This window comes from Amycolatopsis ruanii (assembly GCF_003385175.1).
Lineage (GTDB): Bacteria > Actinomycetota > Actinomycetes > Mycobacteriales > Pseudonocardiaceae > Amycolatopsis_E > Amycolatopsis_E thermalba.
The window spans coordinates 1-18,354 of the sequence record NZ_PQHY01000032.1 but is presented as its reverse complement, the minus strand read 5'-3'; the positions used below and the strand labels follow the sequence as shown (position 1 = coordinate 18,354).

The window sequence follows — 18,354 nt, the reverse complement described above, 5'->3', positions numbered from 1 at the left end:
TGTGCTCGGCTCCTCGGTCGCGTCCGTCTCCACCGGTCCGACCGGACAGCGGGGCGGAACGTCAGGCCTGACGTTTCGCGGCGGTGGGTGGTCGGTTCCCGCCTGCGGATGCGCGACGACGTCGACGTGACGCTGGTCAACCCCCGTCCGGCGTTCGTCGACCGCATCCGGCTGCACCAGTTCGTCGCCGGCACCGGCGAGGCCGCGGTGGACTACGACTCGATGCTGGACGACGGCGTCCACCTCGTGGTCGACACCGCCACCCGCATCGACACCGGCGCCCGCACGGTGGAGCTGGCCTCGGGCCGCGAGCTGGACTACGACTACGTGATCTACGCGGTCGGCAGCACCGCGGCGGTGCCGTCGGTGCCGGGCGCGGCCGAGTTCGCCGTCCCGCTCGCCGAACTCGAATCGGCACAGCGGGTGCGCGGCGAGCTGGACCAGCTGCGTGCCGATGCGCCGATCACGGTGGTCGGCGGCGGGCTGACCGGTATCGAGACGGCCGCCGAACTGGCCGAGCGGGGACGCCGGGTCACCCTGGTGTGCGGCGGCACCCTCGCGCCGTCGCTGGGCGCCGGGAGCCGCCGGTACATCGCCAAGTGGCTCGCCCGGCACGGGGTCACCGTGCTGGAGACCGTCGAGGTCGCCGAGGTCCGGCCGGACGCGGTCGTCTACACCGACGGCACGGTGCGTGCGAGCGCGCTGACCGTCTGGACCGCGGGTTTCGCCGTGCCGGAGCTGGCGGCCGCGAGCGGGCTGCGCACCGACGACCTCGGCCGTCTGCTCACCGACGAGACGCTGACCAGCCTCGACGACGACCGGATCGTCGCGGCCGGCGACGCCGCCGCGCCGTCGGGCCTGCCGTTGCGGATGAGCTGCCAGGCCGCCGCGCCGCTCGGGGCGCAGGCCGCCGACACCGTGCTGAGCCGCATCGCCGGGACCGAACCGCCGGTGCTGGACGTCGCGCTGGTGGGGTCGTGCGTCAGCCTCGGTCGGCACGCGGCCGTGCGGCAGTTCGCGCGCAAGGACGACACCGCGCTGAACTTCCAGGTCGGCGGCCGCCTCGGCGCGGCCTACAAGGAGCTGGCCTGCAAGCTCGGGGTGCTGAAGATCCGCCGCGAGGCGCGCAAGCCCGGATCCCTGCGGTGGGTCAAGGGCGGCCGTCGGGTCGCAGGCCCAGCGAGCGCAGCAGCGCCCGCAACTCCGACTCGTACAGCTTCGCCGGGTCGGTGACCTGCGGCCCGAGGTGGCCGTAGACCTCAAGGGAGATGAGGCCGTGCATCCGCCCCCAGGTCCGCAGGGACAGCGCGAGCACGCCGGGCGGCAGGCCGGGGAACTCCTCGCGCATGTGCTGGACCAGGGCGGGGCCGAAGTCCTCCCAGGTGAAGTCGTCGTCCGGGGCCTGGACCGTCGGCCAGGCCCCGGCGACCAGCTCGGTCAGCAGCGCGCACGCCCGGCGTTCCGCGTCCGCCGCGGCGCCGCCTTCCGGGGCGCGGTAGCCGGGCACCGGGTCGCCGTAGATGAGCCGGAAGCCCTCGGGGTTGGCCAGGGCCCACTCGCGCAGGGCGCGGCCCCACGCCAGGATCCGCCCGGCCGGGTCGTCCGCGGGCACGGCGTCGCGCGCGGCCTCGGCGGTGTCGACGAACGAGGTGTAGACGTCGGAGATCAGCGTGGTGATCAGGTCGTCGCGGGTGGGGTAGTAGCCGTAGATCGCGCCGGCCGTCATGCCCATTTCGCGGGCGATCGCGCGCAGTGAGATCGCGTCGGGGCCGCCCTTGGCCATCAGCTCCAGCGCGATCGTCTTGATCTCGCGTGCCGTCTCCGCCCGCAGCCGTTCCCGGCGGCTCGTCGTCGCTTCGCCCACCTTGACACTGTACGGCGTCGGCCTACTATTCGCCGTAGTGTTACTACACAGCGTGTAGTTAAGAAACGGTGTTCAGTATGGCAAGAGCAGTTCTGTTCGACCGGATCGGGGGTCCCGAGGTGCTGCGGATCGAGGACCGGCCGGTGCCCGAGCCCGGCCCGGGCGAGGTGCGCATCCGGGTGGACGCGATCGGACTCAACCGGGCCGAGGCGCTGTTCCGCGCGGGCACCTACTACGAGCAGCCGATCCTGCCCGGCTCGCCGATCGGCTACGAGGCGGCCGGTGTGGTCGAAACGGGGGTCGAGGGCTTCCCCGAGGGCACCGAGATCAGCACCATCGCGTCGTTCTCGATGCGGCAGTACGGCGTGTACGGCGACCGGGTCGTGGTGCCCGTGTCGAGCCTGGTCCGCCGCGACGAGGTCACCGGCGCGTCGGTCTGGCTGACCCACCAGACCGCCTACGGCGCGCTGGTCGAGCGCGGCGGCCTGCGGCCCGGGGACACCGTGCTGATCACCGCCGCCTCCAGCGGCGTCGGCATCGCCGCGATCCAGATCGCCAACCACCTCGGCGCGGTGCCGATCGCCGTCACCCGCACCGGCGCCAAGCGTGACCAGCTGCTCGCGGCCGGCGCCGCGCACGTCGTCACGCTCGACTCGACGGACCTGGTCAAGGAGGTGCGGGAGCTGACCGGCGGCGCGGGCGCGACCCTGACCATCGACCCGGTCGGTGGCCCCGGCGTGGTGGACCTGGTCGAGGCCACCGCGGTGGGCGGGCTGCTGGTCGTCTACGGCTGGATGGGCGGTGCACCCACGCCGCTGCCGATGAACTGGGACCGGCAGGTCACCGTGTTCGGCTACGGCAACGGCAGCTACGTCACCCGCAACCCCGAACGGCGGCGCCGGTCGGAGCACTTCATCAACGCCGGCCTGCGCATCGGCACCCTGCGCCCGGCCGTGGACCGCGTGTTCGACGACCTGGCCGACATCGTCGAGGCCCACGCGCACCTCGAATCGAACGCGCAGGTGGGCAAGGTGGTGGTCCGCGTTCGTCACTGAGCGAGTGAACTCCGGCCCCCGCGGGTAGCCCTCCCGGCGAAGCGAAGGAGGTCACCGTGTCGACGGACAAGAAGGACGTCATCGCGTTGCTGGAGGACCAGCACCAGGAGATCCGCCGGTTGTTCGGCGTGGTCGAACGAGCCAAGGGGGACGAACGCAGGGACGCGTTCCGCGAGCTCGTGCGGCTGCTGTCGGTGCACGAGACCGCGGAGGAGGAACTGGTCCACCCCGAGGTGCGGCGCCAGGAGGGCGGCGAACCGATCGTCGAGGCCCGCGTGGGCGAGGAGCACCGCGCCAAGGAACTGCTGTCCACGTTGGACGACATGGGTCCGGACGCGGAGGGCTTCGACACCCTGCTGATCCAGCTCCGGGACGACGTGCTGGCCCACGCCGAGCACGAGGAGCGGCTGGAGTTCCCGCTGCTGCGCCAGGCCTACGACGCCAAGCGGCTGGAAGCGATGGCCGACACGGTGCGGGCGGCCGAGGCGGTGGCCCCGACCCGCCCGCACCCGGGAACGGAAAGCGCCGCGAAGAACATGCTGCTCGGCCCGCCGGCCGCCCTCATGGACCGAGCCCGCGACGCCATCCGCAGCGTGTTGAAGCGGTGAGTCCGGGGGCCGGCCGCCCGTCGCGGGCGGCCGGCCTGCCGGGGTCACAAACCGACCCGCACCACGCTGCCGCTGCCGGGCCCGCTCGGCGGGTTCGGGCACGCGGCGCAGTTCGACACGTACGCCTTGCCGTCGCGCAGCGCCAGGCCACCGGGCATCGTCAGCTCCTGCGTCACGATGTGCTGCGCGCCGTTGCGGCCGACCTGGATCAACGCGCCCGCCGGGTCGCCGCTGAGCAGGCCGTTGTGCGCGATCTCCAGCACGTACAGCTTCCCGTGCGAGAAACCGATGTCGATGATGTTGGTAAAGCCCTCCGCGTACACCTGCGGCGCCTTGCCCGGCGCCACCCGGTACACCCGCGCCGCGCCCTTCGGGAACGGGAAGCCGGTCAGTTCACCGACGTAGAGCGCACCGTCCGGCCCTAGCGCGACCGAGGTCGGCACGGACTGCATCGGGATCTTCGTGCCGGGTGGCAGGCCGAGGAACGGTGGCGCGTCGACCATCCGTTCGGGGAACGTCGCGATGGTCAGGATCCGGCCCTTCTCCGGGACCCAGAGCAGGGAGTTGCCGCCGGCGTCGACCACCACGCGACCGCCGGGCAGGGCGAGGACCGAGTTCGGGTTGCTGTCCGGCTCGCCGCCGTCGGGGTTGGCGGTCGCCTCGTAACCGGCGATGTCGGCGACCGGTTTGCCGTTGCGCAGCAACCACCCCAGGTACTGCTGCCCCTTCGGCGGCAGGTTCGTGCGCACCGCGGGGTCGGCCCCCAGGCCCACGGTGACGTACATGTTGCCCTTGCCCAGGAACGAGACGTCCGACGGGCCGATCGCGCCGGAACCGTCGCGTGCGGCGATCGACGGCAGCCCGGTCAGGACGCGGTTCTGCTGCCCGCGGTGGATCCGGGTCACCGCACCCGACTCGCCGTAGCAGACCTCGTCACCCTCCGGACCCGCCATGCACGGACCGGCGCCCCCGCGGCCGGCTTCCGCGACGTACAGGGCCCCGTCCGGGGAGAACGCGAGCCCGCGCGGGCTGTTCAGGCCTTCGGCCACTGTGGACACCGTGCCGCCGGCCTGCGCGTTCAGCGGTACCAGTGTCACCGCCATCGCGGTGGCGGCCGTCAGCAGGATTCGGGATGTCTTCATACGCCCGTCCTTTCACGACGATGGGCCCCCCTTCCGGAGACGGAATCGCGCGAACGAACGTTACGACGAGATTTCGGTTGAGGGCGCAAGTAAACGCGCAGCCGTTGCGTCGGGATTTCCACGAACAGCCAGGACAACAGCCCGCACGCGTACGCCAGCGGCAGCGCCAGCGCCATCAGCAGGTAGGAGTTGCGCACCCCGGCGAACACGATGAGTTGCTGCACCGGCATCGCCCAGATGTACATACCGTAGCTGCCGTACACCCACTTGTCGTACCGGGCCAGGCGGCGCGGCCAGTGGTGCGCCCACACGATGGCGCCGTACCCGGCGGCGAACGGCAACACGAACCGCGCGGCCGGCTGCAGGACGGGCACGAAGTTGACCACCAGGTACACGGCCACGCCCGCGTACGCGGCGGCCCGCGACAGCGGGATCGTGCCGTGGTAACGGTGCATCACCATGCCGATGACGAACGCGACCCCGAACGCGACCATCGCGCCCACCGGCACCGACAGCAGTGACCCGCCGCGACCCTGGAACGTGTGGGTGGCGCCGAGGAAGGCGTCCAGCACGATGATCCCGGCCAGCAGCGCGAACAGGCCGACGCGGGCACGGCTGAGCAGACCGGTCAGTCCCGCGACGAGGACCAGCGCGTAGCCGGTGGTCTCCATCGGCAGCGTCCACAGTGACCCATTGGCCGACCACGGGTACGGGTTTTCCGCGAACACGCCGGGAAGCAGGTGCTGCAACGGGTACAGCGCCGCGTTGTGCACCACGTAACCCCAGGTCGCCGTGTCCGTCCAGTACTCGGCGGCGTCGAGCACGGTGACCAGTGGGCCGATCACGAACGCGGTGACCATGACGACGACGAGCAGCGGCGGCCAGATCCGCAGCACCCGCTTGGCGACGTAGCGCCACCACGACGCGTCGCGCGTCCAGCTGTCGGTGATCTGGAACCCGCTCATCGCGAAGAAACCCATGAGCGCGAAGTAGCCGGGGGACAGGTCCCAGCTCGCCGGCAGGATCGTCAGCCGCTGCGGGTCGACGAGCGGGAACGAGTGCTCGACGACGACCATGCTCGCGCCGATGAGCCGCAGCCACGCGAACCCGGTCTCGGCCTTGGCGTACTTCGCGGGGCGGATCTCCTGCGTGCGCTCCGCGGCGTTGTCGGCCGGCACCACGTCAGCCCAGCAACTCGGTCAGCGCGGCGCGCGCGACGTCCGGCCCGAACTGCGCGGCCACCGCGGCCTGCCCGGCCCGGGACAGCCGGAGCCAGAGCGCGTCATCGGTCAGCAGCGACACGATTCCGGCGGCGATCTCCTCGGCCTTGTCACCGACGAGGACCTCCGCGCCGTCGCGCAACCGCATGCCCTCGAACGCCAGCGTCGTGCCGACCACCGGGACGCCCGCGGCCAGGCTCTCGCCGACCTTGCCCTTGACCCCGGCGCCGAACCGCAGCGGCGCGACCGACAGCCGGGCGGTGTCGTAGAGCGCGGCGAGGCCGGGGACCCAGCCGCGGAACTTCACGCCGTGGCCGTCCAGCACGCGCAGCTCGTTCGTCGGGTCGTGCCCGACGACGTCCAGCACGGCGTCCGGCACCTGGCGGCGCACCAGCGGCCAGATCTCCCCGGCCAGCCAGTAGGCCGCGTCGCGGTTGGGCGGGTGCTCGAAGCTGCCGACGAACAGCACGCCGGGCCGCCCGTCCGGGCTCGCCTCCGGCCCCGGACTGTGCACATTGGACAGCACGCTGACCGGCGCGCCCGGCGCGAGGCCGGCCAGCAGGTCCCGTTCGGCCTCGGACACCACGAGCGTGCGGTCGCAGGCCCGCACCAGCGCCAGTTCCAGCTCGCGGTAGAGCTTCGCGCGCTGGTGCAGCATCGCCGAGGTCTCCGGCGCGCCGCCCAGCCGCTCGACCAGCTCGGCCTCCCGGGACAGGCGCACGAAGTGCAGGTCGACGGTGTCGAACACGATCCGCGCCTGGGGCGCGCAGATCCGCAGCCGGTCGGCCAGGTGCCAGGCCACGGTCGGCCGGGACAGCAGCGCCAGCCGGATGTGCTTGCCCGCCTCGTGCAGGAACTGCTCCCGCAGGCCGTCGTCGGCGAGCACGGTGATCCCGGCGCGGTGCAGCTGGTCCAGGTAGGCGGGGTCGGACGGCGGGCCCATCGGGCAGAACACCACGCGGTGGCCGAGCGCGACCAGCTCGTCCAGCAGGCACCGCAGCCGCACCGAGCCGGAGTCGCGGTCCGGCGTGGGCACGGTGACGTCGGCGACCAGCACCAGATCGCCGTCGCGCTGGGTCCGTCCCGGCACGCGCTGGCGGGCGATCCACAGCGGGGTGCCCGGATCGGCCTGCCCGCTGAGCGCGTCCACCCACTTCTCCGCGAAGACCCGGTGGTTGATCTCCTGGAACCGCTTGACCCCCTGCGTCACGTCGGTGCCGTGCGAGACGCCCTCGTGGTGGACGACGACCGCGTCCGGCACCACCACGGTGCGGTATCCCGCGGCGCGGACGGCGAAGGCCAGGTCGGTGTCCTCGTAGTAGGCGGGGGAGTAGCGCTCGTCGAACCCGCCGAGGCGTTCCCACAGGTCCCGGCGCACCAGGATCGCCGCGCCGGAGCAGTAGTCGACGTCGCGAACGGCCTGGTAGCGCGGGTCGTCGGGGTTGTCGCCGTGGCCGTAGTTGGCGGCGCTGCCGTCGGCGAACACGATGCCGCCGCACTCCTGCAGCCTGCCGTCCGGGTAGACCAGTTTCGCCCCGGCCAGGCCGATCCGCTCGTCGCCGCGGACGACCTCGGTGAGCGCGTCCAGCCAGCCGGGCCGGACCTCGGTGTCGTTGTTGAGCAGCACCAGCAGCTCACCGCGGGCCTGCGCGGCGCCGAGGTTCACCGCGCGCAGGAACCCCAGGTTCTCCGGGGTGCGCACGAGCCGGACGCCGGGGCACGCGGCGAGCTGCTCGGCCGAATCGTCGGGCGAGGCGTCGTCGACCACCACGACCTCGAACGGGACGCGCGTGCCGCTGTCCTCGATCGCCTGCAGGCAGCGGCGGGTGTAGCTCCACTGGCCGTGCACCGGGACGACGATGCTGACCAGCGGGTCGTCGCTGGCCGACACCGTGACCGGGCCTTCGGTGGCGCGCCGCCGCGGCCGGTACCGCTCGATGACCTTGCGGTACTTGGGGCCGCCGTCGTCGCTGGTGAGCCGCTCGATCTCGGCGCGCAGCGGTGCGGCGGCAGGCTCGGCGGCGGCGCCGAGCAACGTGAGCTGCGGGTCGAGCATCGTCGCGGCGGCCGGCACCTCCACCGGGTTGTCGGAGGCGATGCCGACGAGGTAGGTGTGGGGCGCGCCGGTGCCGACCGACCAGCTGTCCTCGCCCGTGCGGCGTAGCTGCTGGGACAGCACCGGGCCTTCGCCGCGGTCGCCGGTCAGCACCGAGCCGATCGCCACGTTCTGCCGCAGCACCGTCACGTGCCGGAACGACGCGCCGAGCAGCGCGCGGAACTGCGGTTCGGTCAACTCCTTGATGTGGAAGGGGTTCTCGTTGCCGTGCTCGTGCGTGTAGACCAGCACGTCCGGGGTGCTGGTGAAGAAGACGCCGCCGGGGGCGAGCCGGGCGCGCACCAGTGCCATCAGCTCGTCCTGCTCCGCGACGTGTTCGAGCGCCTCGAAACAGGTGATGACGTCGAACCGCCCGGCGTCGGCGAGCAGGTTTGGGTCGGTCATCGAACCGGTGGTGAACCGCAGGCTGGGCCGGCCGCCGTAGCGCGCGCGGGCGTGTTCCACGGTGGCTTCGTCGATGTCGACGCCCACCACCTCGGCGGCGTGGGTGGCCAGGAGCGCGCTGCCGTACCCCTCGCCGCTGGCGAGGTCGAGCACGCGGCGGCCGAAGGCGTAGCGGGCGGCGAGGGCGTAGCGGTGGTAGTGCTCGTAGATCACCTGGATGTCGTCGGTCCAGGGCACGCAGCGCTCACCGGTCCAGTCGATCCCCCGAGGTCCCGCCATGAGCCGGAAGGCTACCGGTACTGCGGCCGTGGGTGATACTGATGCCCGGTAACCTGCGGCGGGGAGGGAATTACTGACGGTGTCCAGTGACGTCCGCCGGCAGCGCCGGGAGCTGACGCTCGGGATCGCGATCATCGTGGTGCTGATGCTCGGTCTCGCCGTGTCCGCCACTGGTTACCTCCTCACCCGCAACGCCGGCCCCGCCGACGCGCCGGACGCGAAACCGGCGCCCGCGCACAGCGCGCTGGCCCTCGTCGAACCGCCCGGCACGCCCGGGCCGAGCGGGCCGTTCGCGCTGGCCGCGCTGCGCAGCACGGTGTCGCTGCCGCAGCCGATGGTCGACGTGCTGACCACGGCCGGGATGCGTGACGGGGTGCGCAAGACGGCCGTGCGGGCCGAGGTGACGATGGGGTTGTACGCGCTGGTGACCGGCGACCCGCGGGCCGCGGTGCGGGCCTACGGCGCGGGGGTGGAGCTGCAGGGGCTGGTCGCGGACCGCGATCTGTCGCTGGAGGGCGTCACGGTGTACGGGACGCCGGTCGGCGCGCCGCTGGCCCGCTTCGGCGCGGCGTACGTGCTCTACGACCGCGTGGTGGTCGTCGAAACGGCCGGCCCCGGCGACGCGGCGCACGACGTGTTCCGCGCGACGCTGGACCGGCAGATCGAGCTGGCCCCGCCGAGCGAGCGGTGAGAACGGCCCGCACGACGCGGGGCTCGCCCTGCTCCGTTGTCATCGCGCCGACCGCGTCGACGTAGGCGTTGCCCGCGTCGTCCCGCAGGTGGGCGGGAAGCAGGTAGCCGGCGACGAGCTCGCTGCCCGGCGCGAGCCGTCCGAGGGCGGTCAGGGTGGCGTCGAGCCGGTCTCGGGCGAGATCGACCGGGAGGTACGTCGCGGCCGCGGCGGTGCGCGGAACAGTCAGTTCCGGAAGGCCCGTGCGATCACGATCCGGTGTGGACGGTCAATCCCAGGCGCTCAACCGGAGTGAGCTTTCGAAGCGGTGCTTGGCGCCGGTCAGCGGATCGGTGAACGCGAGCACCTTCGCCAGCAGCTGCAGCGGGCGGCGGAAGTCGCCGGGCGGCACCTCCCGCACCTCCGGGTAGAGCGGATCGCCCAGGATCGGGATGCCCAGGGAGTTCAGGTGCACCCGCAGCTGGTGCGTGCGGCCGGTCTCCGGCACCAGCCGGTAGCGGCCCAGCCCGTCGCGGTGTCCGAGCAGCTCCACGTGCGTCCGCGCGTTCACCGGGCCGGGCAGCTCCCGCGCGGTCAGCACGCCGCGCTTCTTCACGATCCGGCTCTCCACCGTGCGTGGCAGCACCAGGTCCGGGTCGTACCGCGCGATGGCCTCGTATTCCTTGTGCACCAGGCGATCCCGGAACAGGTTCTGGTACGCGCTGCGGTGCGCCGCGGTCTTGACGAACATCAGCACGCCCGCCGTCAGCCGGTCCAGCCGGTGCGCGGGGGAGAGGTCCGGCAGGTCCCGGGTGTGCCGCAGGCGCACCAGCGCGGTCTCCCGCACGTGCCCGCCACGCGGGGTGGTCGCCAGGAAGTGCGGCTTGTCGACCACCAGCAGCGCGTCGTCCTCGTGCAGCACGGTCAGCTCGAACGGCACCGGCACCTCGTCGCCGCGGTCGCGGTGGAACCACAGGAACGTGCTGGGGGTGAACGGTGTCCGGGCGTCGATCGGCCCGTCGACGCCGACGATCGCGCCCTCGGTGAGCATCGCGTCGATCACCGCCGGGTCCAGCTTGGTCAGCTTCCGCACCAGGTAGTCGCGGATGGTGTCCCACGGGCCGTCCGGCGGGGTCCGGATGCGTGCCGCGTTCACCCCGTCACGCGGCGGCAACGGGGACGGGGGCGGCTTGCGTCTCATCGGTCAGCACTGTAGCGAGGGGCGACCGCGCCGGCCGCGACCACCGCCAGTGCGGCGACCAGCGCGAACAGCACGAAGCCGGTCGGATAGGCCAGCGCCGCGGCCAGTTGCGCCCCGACCGCGCCCCCGGCCGTCCGCGCGATCGTGTTCACCCCGGTCGCCATGCCGGTGTGCCGCGGCTCGACGGCGTCCACCACGAGGTTCCCCAGCGCCGCGAAACACAGCCCGTATCCCGCGCCCACCAGCACGTTCGCCACGTACACCGACCACAGCGCGTCGTGCACGCAGGCCAGCAGCGCGAACGCCGCCACCGCCAGCCCGGCGCCGAGCCGCACGGCCGTCCGCCCGCTGAGCCGCGGCGCGAGCGGGGTCGCGACCAGCATCACGACCGCCATCGGCACCAGGACCAGGCCGGCCGCGGTCGCCGACTTCCCGAACACCGCCGGGTCCTGCACGAGCCGGGGCAGCATCGTGACCGCGCCGAACATGGCCGCCGCGATGACCGCCGTGACGCCGTTCACCGTCGCCACCGTGCGACGGCGCAGCAGCCGCACCGCCACCAGCGGCTGGGCGATCCGCAGTTCCGCCACGGTGAACACGGCGAACAACGCGACCACCGCGGCGGCCAGCGGCACCACGACGGCCAGCGGCCACACGCGGGACTCGCTGATCGCCAGCAGCAGGCACGCCAGCGCGCCGGCCAGCAGGACCGCGCCGGTGACGTCCACGCGCCCGCCGCCCGTCGCGGCGTCCCGCGGCGCCAGCGCGCCCAGCACTATCGCGACCAGGGCGAGCGCGAGCAGCGGCCAGAACAGCCACGCCGTGCCCCACGCGTCCCGCACCGGGCCGGCGACCACCATCCCGGCCGAGCCGCCGAGGCCGAACATCGCCGACAGCGCCGCGATGGTCTGCGGCCGCCGCGGCTGCTCGACGGTCTGCCGGACCAGGCCGAACGCGACCGGGAACACCCCGGCCGACACCCCCGACACCGCGCGCCCGGCGAGCAGCAGCGGGAACGAGCGGCTCACCGCGCAGACGACGGTCCCGGCGGCGAAGACACCGAGGCAGGTCAGCAGCACCCGCCGGTACCCGAACAGGTCGCCGAGCCTGCCCGCGACCGGATTGGCCACCGCGGCCGCGAGCATGAACGCGGTGAGCGCCCAGGTGACGGCGCTCGCCGGGACGTGGTTCTCCCGGGCGATCGCGGGCAACACCGCGATGACGATGGTCTGGGCCGTGCTCGCCACGAAGGCGGCCAGCAGCACGGCGGGCAGCACGAAACGCCGCATGTGACAGGTCCTCCCCAGTGTCCACAATGGTCTTGAGTGGACGAGTTGGGGCACTCGTGTGGCACAGCTACCGCTGGCCCACTCACGCCGCCACCACTGGTCCACTCATGCACCGATGACTGGCCCACTCGTCCGCTCACGAGAGGCCCTTTCGGGCTGCCATGAGATGCCCGCTCGCATGGCCACGGCAGGCCCACTCGCGCGGCCACGAGCGGTCCACTCGTGCGGCACCGCTACCACTGGCCCACTCACGCCGCCACCACTGGCCCACTCGTGCACCCACGAACCGCCCACTCGTCCGCGCACGACAGGACCTCTCGGGCCGCCATGACATGCTCTCTCGCACGGCCACCACTGGCCCTCTCGCACGGCCATGACCGGTCCACTCGCGCGGCACGGCCACCACTGGCCCTCTCGCGCGGCCATGACCGGTCCACTCGCGCGGCACGGCCACCACTGGCCCTCTCGCGCGGCCATGACTGGTCCACTCGCGCGGCACGGCCACCACTGGCCCTCGCGCGCGGCCATGACTGGTCCACTCGCGCGGCACGGCCACCACTGGCCCTCGCGCACGGCCATGACCGATCCACTCGCACGGCCACCACTGGCCCACTCACGCGACCACCACTGGCCCACTCACGCGACCACCACTGGTCCACTCATGCACCGATGACTGGCCCACTCGTCTGCCCACGACAGCCTCTCTCGGGCCGCGTTGAGATGCCCGCCCGCGCGGCCATGGCAGGCCCTTTCGGGCTGCCATGAGATGCCCGCTCGCATGGCCACCACTGGCCCTCTCGCACGGCCATGACCGGTCCACTCGCGCGGCACACGCACCACTGGCCCACTCGCGCCGCCACCACTGGCCCACTCACGCGACCACCACCGGTCCACTCATGCCCCCACGAACCGGCCCGCTCGTCCGCTCACGACAGGCCCTTTCGGGCTGCCATGAGATGCCCACTCACACGGCCACCACTGGCCCTCTCGCGCGGCCATGACTGGTCCACTCGCGCGGCACACCCACCACTGGCCCACTCACGCCGCCACCACTGGCCCTCTCGCGCGGCCATGACTGGTCCACTCGCGCGGCGCACCCACCACTGGCCCACTCGCGCCGCCACCACTGGCCCTCTCGCACGCCCACGAGCGGCCCACACGCACCGCCACCACACGTCCACTCGCTCGGCCACCAACCGTACCCACTTGCGGACACTGTCCGCAAGCACGTTCCGCGCGCCGCGCAGTACGGTGCGGGCGTGTCCAGCGAACGTCGAGCGTGGGGAAGCCTGGAGCGGGAGCAGATCGTCGCGCCGGCGGTCGCCCTCGCCCGCCGCGAGGGGCTCGACGCGCTGACCATCCGGCGCCTCGCCGCCGAGGTGGGCGCGTCCCGCATGGCGCTCTACCGCCACGTGCCCGACAAGGAGGCGCTGCTCGGCCTGGTCGCCGACGCCATCGCCGCCGACCACGTCCGTCCCGCGGAAGCCGGCGACGGCCCGTGGCCGGACCGGCTGCGTGCGCTCGCTCACGGCATGCGCCGCGAACTGCGCGCCTACCCCGGCTTCGCCGAACTGATCATGACCCGCAGCAACCACGGCCCCGGCGGGCTGCGGCTGGCCGAGACCATCGCGGAGATCCTCGCCGCCGCCGGCCTCGACGAACCCGCCCAGGCGCGCTTCTACCTGGTCTTCCTGGACGTCGTGCTGGGCCGCGCGCACCGCGAGGTGCACGGCGACCCCACGACGCCGGAACGCAACGCCCGCATCTTCGAAGCAGCACAGGCCGGCTCGGCAGCGCCTACACTGAAAGCACTGGTACCGCACCTGCGCGCCGCCACCGCCGACGAGGTCTTCGACACCGAGCTCGACATGCTCGTCGGCGCGATCCACGCCGCACGGCGGCAGTAGGCCACAATCCCCGGGATTGTCGGCGCCCTCCGTTACCCTGCACAAGCGCGGCGCCGAGGTGCCGCCCCACCCCAATCGCTACTGGGAGAGAAGAACCTGTGACTGCTTCTGCTGAGCCTCTCTACGGGGCCGACGACCTTACCCACCTGGAAGGCCTGGAAGCGGTCCGGAAGCGCCCCGGCATGTACATCGGGTCGACCGACAGCCGCGGCATCAACCACCTGTTCAGCGAGATCGTCGACAACTCGACCGACGAGGGTGTCGCAGGTCACGCCACGAAGGTCGTCGTCACGCTGCACGCCGACGGCAGCGTCCAGGTCGACGACGACGGCCGCGGCATCCCGACCGGTGTGCACGCCAAGTCCGGTCTGTCCGGCGTCGAGCTGGTGCTCACCCGGCTGCACGCGGGCGGCAAGTTCGGCGGTTCCGGCTACAAGACCTCGGGTGGCCTGCACGGTGTCGGCGCCTCGGCGGTCAACGCGCTGTCGCACCGCTTCGACGTGACGGTCCGCAACGGCGGCAAGGTGCACGAGATGTCGTTCGCGCACGGCACGCCGGGCGTGTTCGACGGGCCGGGCCCGAAGGCGAAGTTCACGCCGCAGCCCGGGTTGCGCATCACGGGCAAGATGAAGCGCGGCGAGCGCACCGGCACGTCGATCCGCTACTGGCACGACGCGCGGTACTTCGAAAAGGGCGCGGAGCTCGACGTCGAGCAGGTGCGCACGAAGCTGCGCAACACGGCGTTCCTCGTGCCGGGCGTGACGTACGTGCTGCGCACCGCCACTGAGGGGTCGATCAGCGAGGAGACCTTCCACTTCCCCCACGGCCTGGCCGACATGGTGGAGTTCCTCGCGCCGTCGGACGAGAAACCGGTGTCCGGCACGCTGATCATCCGGGGCGAGGGCGCGTACAAGGAGAACGCGGCCGATGCCAACGGCGTCATGCGGTCCAATGTGGAGCGTCACGCCGAGGTCGAGATCGCGCTGCGGTGGGGCACCGGGTACGAGCGCACGGTCGAGTGCTTCACCAACACGATCCGCAACGTGCACGGCGGCACGCACCGCCGCGGCTTCGACCGCGGCGCCACGAAGTCGTTGCAGGAAGCCATTTCCCGCACCCGCGGCCTGCTCAAGGCCAAGGAGGACCTGCCCACGCTCGACGACGTGCTCGAGGGCATGACGGCGGTCATCCACGTGCGCATCCCGGAGCCGCAGTTCACCTCGCAGACCAAGGACGAGCTGTCCACGTCCGGCATCACGCGCGTGGTGCAGGGTGTCGTCGAGCGGCACCTCAAGGAGTGGACCGAGAACCGCAAGACCAAGGCCGAGGCCAAGGTCGTGCTGCAGAAGATCGTCGACGCCGCGCGCGTGCGGCTGACGCAGAAGCAGCAGAAGGACGCGGCGCGCCGCAAGACCGCGCTGGAGGGCGCGGCGATGCCGCCGAAGCTCGTCGACTGCCGCACCACCGGCATCTCGCGCAGCGAGCTGTTCCTCGTCGAGGGTGACAGCGCGCTCGGATCGGCCCGCATGGCGCGGGTGTCGGAGTACCAGGCGCTGCTGCCGTTGCGCGGCAAGATCCTCAACGTGCAGAAGGCCTCGCTCGGCGACACGCTGAAGAACGCCGAGATCGCCTCGATCGTGCAGGTGCTCGGCGCCGGCACCGGGCGCACCTTCGACCTGTCCGCGATGCGCTACGGCCGGGTCATCCTGATGGCCGACGCCGACGTCGACGGCTCGCACATCCGCACGCTGCTGATCACGTTGTTCGCCAAGTACATGCGCCCGGTGATCGAGGACGGCAGGTTGTTCGCCGCGATGCCGCCGCTGCACAAGATCGTCACGAAGGGCCGCAACCCGGAGACCATCTTCACCTTCACCCAGCGCGAGATGGAGCAGAAGGTCGCCGAGCTGGAGGCCGCCGGCAAGCAGATCGTCAAGCCGGTCCCGCGGTTCAAGGGCCTGGGCGAGATGGACGCCGACGAGCTGTGGGAGACCACGATGAACCCGGCGACCCGCTCGGTGCGGCGCATCACCCTGGACGACGCCGAGGCCGCGGAGGCCGCGCTCGAACTGCTGATGGGGGAGAAGGTCGAACCCCGCCGCAACTGGCTCGTCGAATCCGCCGCCCGCGTGGACCGCGAAGCGATCGACGTCTGAGTTTTCCCGAGGAGACAACAGCAATGGCACGCCGATCCAAAACCGCCGTGACCCGGGTCGATCCGGCCGCGTTCGACCAGGCGGGCGCGCAGGTCTTCGAGAACCCGGTCAAGACCGAGATCGAGGACTCCTACCTGGAGTACGCCTACTCGGTCATCCACTCCCGGGCGCTGCCCGACGCGCGGGACGGCCTGAAGCCGGTGCACCGCCGGATCCTGTTCGCCATGAACGAGGCCGGCTACCGGCCCAGCCACGCGTACGTGAAGTCCTCGCGCGTGGTCGGCGACGTGATGGGCCGCTACCACCCGCACGGCGACACGGCGATCTACGACGCGATGGTCCGCCTGGCGCAGGACTTCTCGATGAACGCGCCGCTCATCGACGGGCACGGCAACTTCGGTTCGCCGGACGACGGCCCGGCCGCGTCCCGGTACACCGAGGCCCGCATGTCGCCCGAGGCGATGCTGCTCGTCGGTGAGCTGGGTGAGGAGACGGTCGACTTCCGGCCGAACTACGACGGTTCGCTGATGGAGCCGTCGGTGCTGCCCGCCGCGTACCCGAACCTGCTGGTCAACGGCACGTCGGGCATCGCGGTCGGGATGGCGACCAACATGATCCCGCACAACATGGGCGAGGTCATCGCGGCCGCGCGGTGGCTGATCAACCACCCGGCCGCGACGCTGGACAAGCTGATGGAGTTCGTGCCGGGCCCCGACCTGCCGACCGGCGGGATGCTGCTGGGCCTGGACGAGGTGCGCAAGGCGTACGAGACCGGCCGCGGCGTGGTCCGCATGCGCGCCAAGGTCGAGATCGGCCCGCTGCCCGGCAGCCGCGGCCGCCAGGCGATCACGGTCACCGAGCTGCCCTACGGCGTCGGGCCGGAGAAGGTGATCGAGAAGATCACCGAGGAGGTCAACAAGTCCAAGCGGCTCACCGGGATCGCCGACGTCAAGGACCTCACCGACCGCGAGAACGGCACGCGGCTGGTCATCGAGTGCAAGGTGGGCGTCAACCCGCAGCCGCTGCTGGCCGACCTGTACCGGCTCACGCCGCTGGAGCAGTCGTTCGGCATCAACAACCTCGTGCTCGTCGACGGCCAGCCGCAGACGCTGGGGCTCAAGCAGCTGCTCGAGGTGTTCCTGGACCACCGCTACGAGGTGGTCACGCGGCGCACGAAGTACCGCCGCCGCAAGCGCGAGGAACGGCTGCACCTGGTCGAGGGTCTGCTGATCGCGTTGCTGGACATCGACAAGGTGATCCGGCTGATCCGCAACAGCGACGACGCCGCGCAGGCCAAGGACGGCCTGATGAAGCGGTTCAAGCTGTCCGAGATCCAGGCCACCTACATCCTGGACACGCCGCTGCGCCGGCTCACCAAGTACGACAAGCTCGAACTCGAGGACGAGCAGGAGAAGCTACGCGCCGAGATCGCCGAGCTGACCAGGATCCTCGAGGACGACAAGGAACTGAAGAAGGTCGTCTCGGCCGAGCTGGCCAAGATCGCCAGGGACTTCAAGACCGAGCGGCGCACCGCGCTGATCGACGGTGACCTCAAGGAGGTGCTGGCCGCGTCGAAGCCGGCCGGTCCGCTGGAGGTCGCCGACGACCCGTGCCAGGTGATCCTGTCCGCCACCGGGCTGGTGGCGCGCACGGCGGCGGAGTCGGAGGAGGCGCCGGAGGGCCGCCGCCGCAACGGCCGGGTGAAGCACGACGCGGTCGCGGCGATGGTGCACTCGACGGCGCGCGGCCAGGTCCTGCTGGTCACCAGCCGGGGCCGCGCCTTCAAGACGGACGTGCTGCCGTTGCCGGTGCTGCCGGAGCAGAGCGGCACGGTGTCGCTGCGCGGTGGGATGGCCGCGCGCGAGCTGGTGCCGCTGGACAAGGGCGAGAAGGTCATCGGGATCGCGCCGCTGGGTGAGCAGGCCGCCGGGTCGCCGGGGCTCGCGCTCGGCACGCGGCAGGGCGTGGTGAAGGTGGTGGCGCCGGACTGGCCGGTGCGCTCGGACGAGTTCGAGATCATCGGGTTGAAGGACGGCGACGAGGTGGTCGGCGCGGTGTGGCTGGCCGACGGCGAGGAGACGTTCGCGTTCCTGTCCTCGGACGCGTCGCTGCTGCGGTTCCCGGCTTCGCTGGTGCGGCCGCAGGGGTTGAAGGGCGGCGGCATGGCGGGCATCAAGCTCGCCGGTGACGCCGAGGTGGTGTTCTTCGGGGCGATCCGGACGGACGACGCGGAGCACGGCGACCCGATGGTGGTGACGGCCACGGGGGCGAGCGTGAAGATGACGCCGTTCGCCGAGTACCCGGCGAAGGGCCGCGCGACCGGCGGTGTGCGGGCGCACCGCTTCCTGAAGGGGGAGACGCGGCTGACGGTCGGCTGGGTCGGCCCACGCCCAGCCGCGACGACGAAGACCGGCGACCCGGTGGAACTCCCGGAGCCCACCCCCCGCCGCGACGCCTCGGGCG

At 72.0% G+C, this 18,354-nt stretch carries 13 protein-coding genes; 7 read left to right on the top strand and 6 right to left on the bottom strand.

The features are described 5' to 3' along the window. Positions 1-87 precede the first annotated feature (87 nt). Positions 88-1,233, top strand: coding sequence for an NAD(P)/FAD-dependent oxidoreductase (locus D0D28_RS18630; protein WP_240323261.1), 1,146 nt, complete (start codon positions 88-90; stop codon positions 1,231-1,233). Here D0D28_RS18630 and D0D28_RS18625 read toward each other — a convergent pair. Continuing rightward, positions 1,151-1,864, bottom strand: coding sequence for a TetR/AcrR family transcriptional regulator (locus D0D28_RS18625; protein WP_094006650.1), 714 nt, complete (start codon positions 1,862-1,864; stop codon positions 1,151-1,153). The genes D0D28_RS18630 and D0D28_RS18625 overlap by 83 nt on opposite strands. Before the next feature lie 77 nt (positions 1,865-1,941). Here D0D28_RS18625 and D0D28_RS18620 point away from each other — a divergent pair, with 77 nt between their 5' ends. Further along, complete coding sequence (locus tag D0D28_RS18620) at positions 1,942-2,919, top strand: zinc-dependent alcohol dehydrogenase family protein (protein ID WP_116111439.1); 978 nt, start codon at positions 1,942-1,944, stop codon at positions 2,917-2,919. Positions 2,920-2,975: 56 nt separating this feature from the next. Continuing rightward, positions 2,976-3,527 (top strand): hemerythrin domain-containing protein, encoded by a 552-nt coding sequence (locus D0D28_RS18615; protein ID WP_094006648.1) that lies wholly within the window; start codon positions 2,976-2,978, stop codon positions 3,525-3,527. 44 nt (positions 3,528-3,571) lie between these two features. Here D0D28_RS18615 and D0D28_RS18610 read toward each other — a convergent pair whose 3' ends face one another. The 3 genes from D0D28_RS18610 to D0D28_RS18600 are packed head-to-tail and all read right to left on the bottom strand — an operon-like array spanning position 3,572 to position 8,668. Further along, entirely contained in the window at positions 3,572-4,669 is a 1,098-nt protein-coding gene (locus D0D28_RS18610) for a ScyD/ScyE family protein (RefSeq protein WP_094006647.1), read from the bottom strand. Further along, positions 4,666-5,847 carry an acyltransferase family protein gene (locus tag D0D28_RS18605; RefSeq protein ID WP_094006731.1) on the bottom strand — a complete coding sequence of 394 codons (1,182 nt, stop codon included), beginning with the start codon at positions 5,845-5,847 and terminating at the stop codon, positions 4,666-4,668. Before D0D28_RS18605 ends, D0D28_RS18610 begins: the two co-directional genes overlap by 4 nt. 4 nt (positions 5,848-5,851) lie before the next feature. After that, positions 5,852-8,668 carry a glycosyltransferase gene (locus D0D28_RS18600; RefSeq protein ID WP_240323260.1) on the bottom strand — a complete coding sequence of 939 codons (2,817 nt, stop codon included), beginning with the start codon at positions 8,666-8,668 and terminating at the stop codon, positions 5,852-5,854. Between the two features lie 79 nt (positions 8,669-8,747). Between D0D28_RS18600 and D0D28_RS18595 the strand changes: the two genes are divergently transcribed. Continuing rightward, positions 8,748-9,359 carry a hypothetical protein gene (locus D0D28_RS18595; protein WP_116111438.1) on the top strand — a complete coding sequence of 204 codons (612 nt, stop codon included), beginning with the start codon at positions 8,748-8,750 and terminating at the stop codon, positions 9,357-9,359. 268 nt (positions 9,360-9,627) lie between these two features. Here the strand turns inward: D0D28_RS18595 and D0D28_RS18585 are convergent, their stop codons facing one another. Together D0D28_RS18585 and D0D28_RS18580 are read right to left on the bottom strand one after the other, a co-directional pair. Further along, positions 9,628-10,539 (bottom strand): pseudouridine synthase, encoded by a 912-nt coding sequence (locus tag D0D28_RS18585; protein WP_116111437.1) that lies wholly within the window; start codon positions 10,537-10,539, stop codon positions 9,628-9,630. Beyond that, a complete protein-coding gene (locus tag D0D28_RS18580) occupies positions 10,536-11,828 on the bottom strand; it encodes an MFS transporter (RefSeq protein ID WP_116111436.1) in 1,293 nt (430 codons plus the stop codon). Before D0D28_RS18580 ends, D0D28_RS18585 begins: the two co-directional genes overlap by 4 nt. Positions 11,829-13,087: 1,259 nt before the next feature. On the opposite strand from D0D28_RS18580, the gene D0D28_RS36855 reads away from it, so the two are divergent. The 3 genes from D0D28_RS36855 to D0D28_RS18565 form a co-directional block, all read left to right on the top strand. After that, positions 13,088-13,735, top strand: a complete 648-nt coding sequence (locus D0D28_RS36855) for a TetR/AcrR family transcriptional regulator (protein ID WP_116111435.1) — start codon at positions 13,088-13,090, stop codon at positions 13,733-13,735. A 98-nt stretch (positions 13,736-13,833) separates the two neighbouring features. Further along, a complete protein-coding gene (locus D0D28_RS18570) occupies positions 13,834-15,891 on the top strand; it encodes a DNA gyrase/topoisomerase IV subunit B (RefSeq protein ID WP_116111434.1) in 2,058 nt (685 codons plus the stop codon). Positions 15,892-15,914: 23 nt separating this feature from the next. After that, a partial coding sequence (locus D0D28_RS18565; protein ID WP_162831114.1) for a DNA gyrase/topoisomerase IV subunit A occupies positions 15,915-18,354 on the top strand: 2,440 nt, incomplete at its 3' end.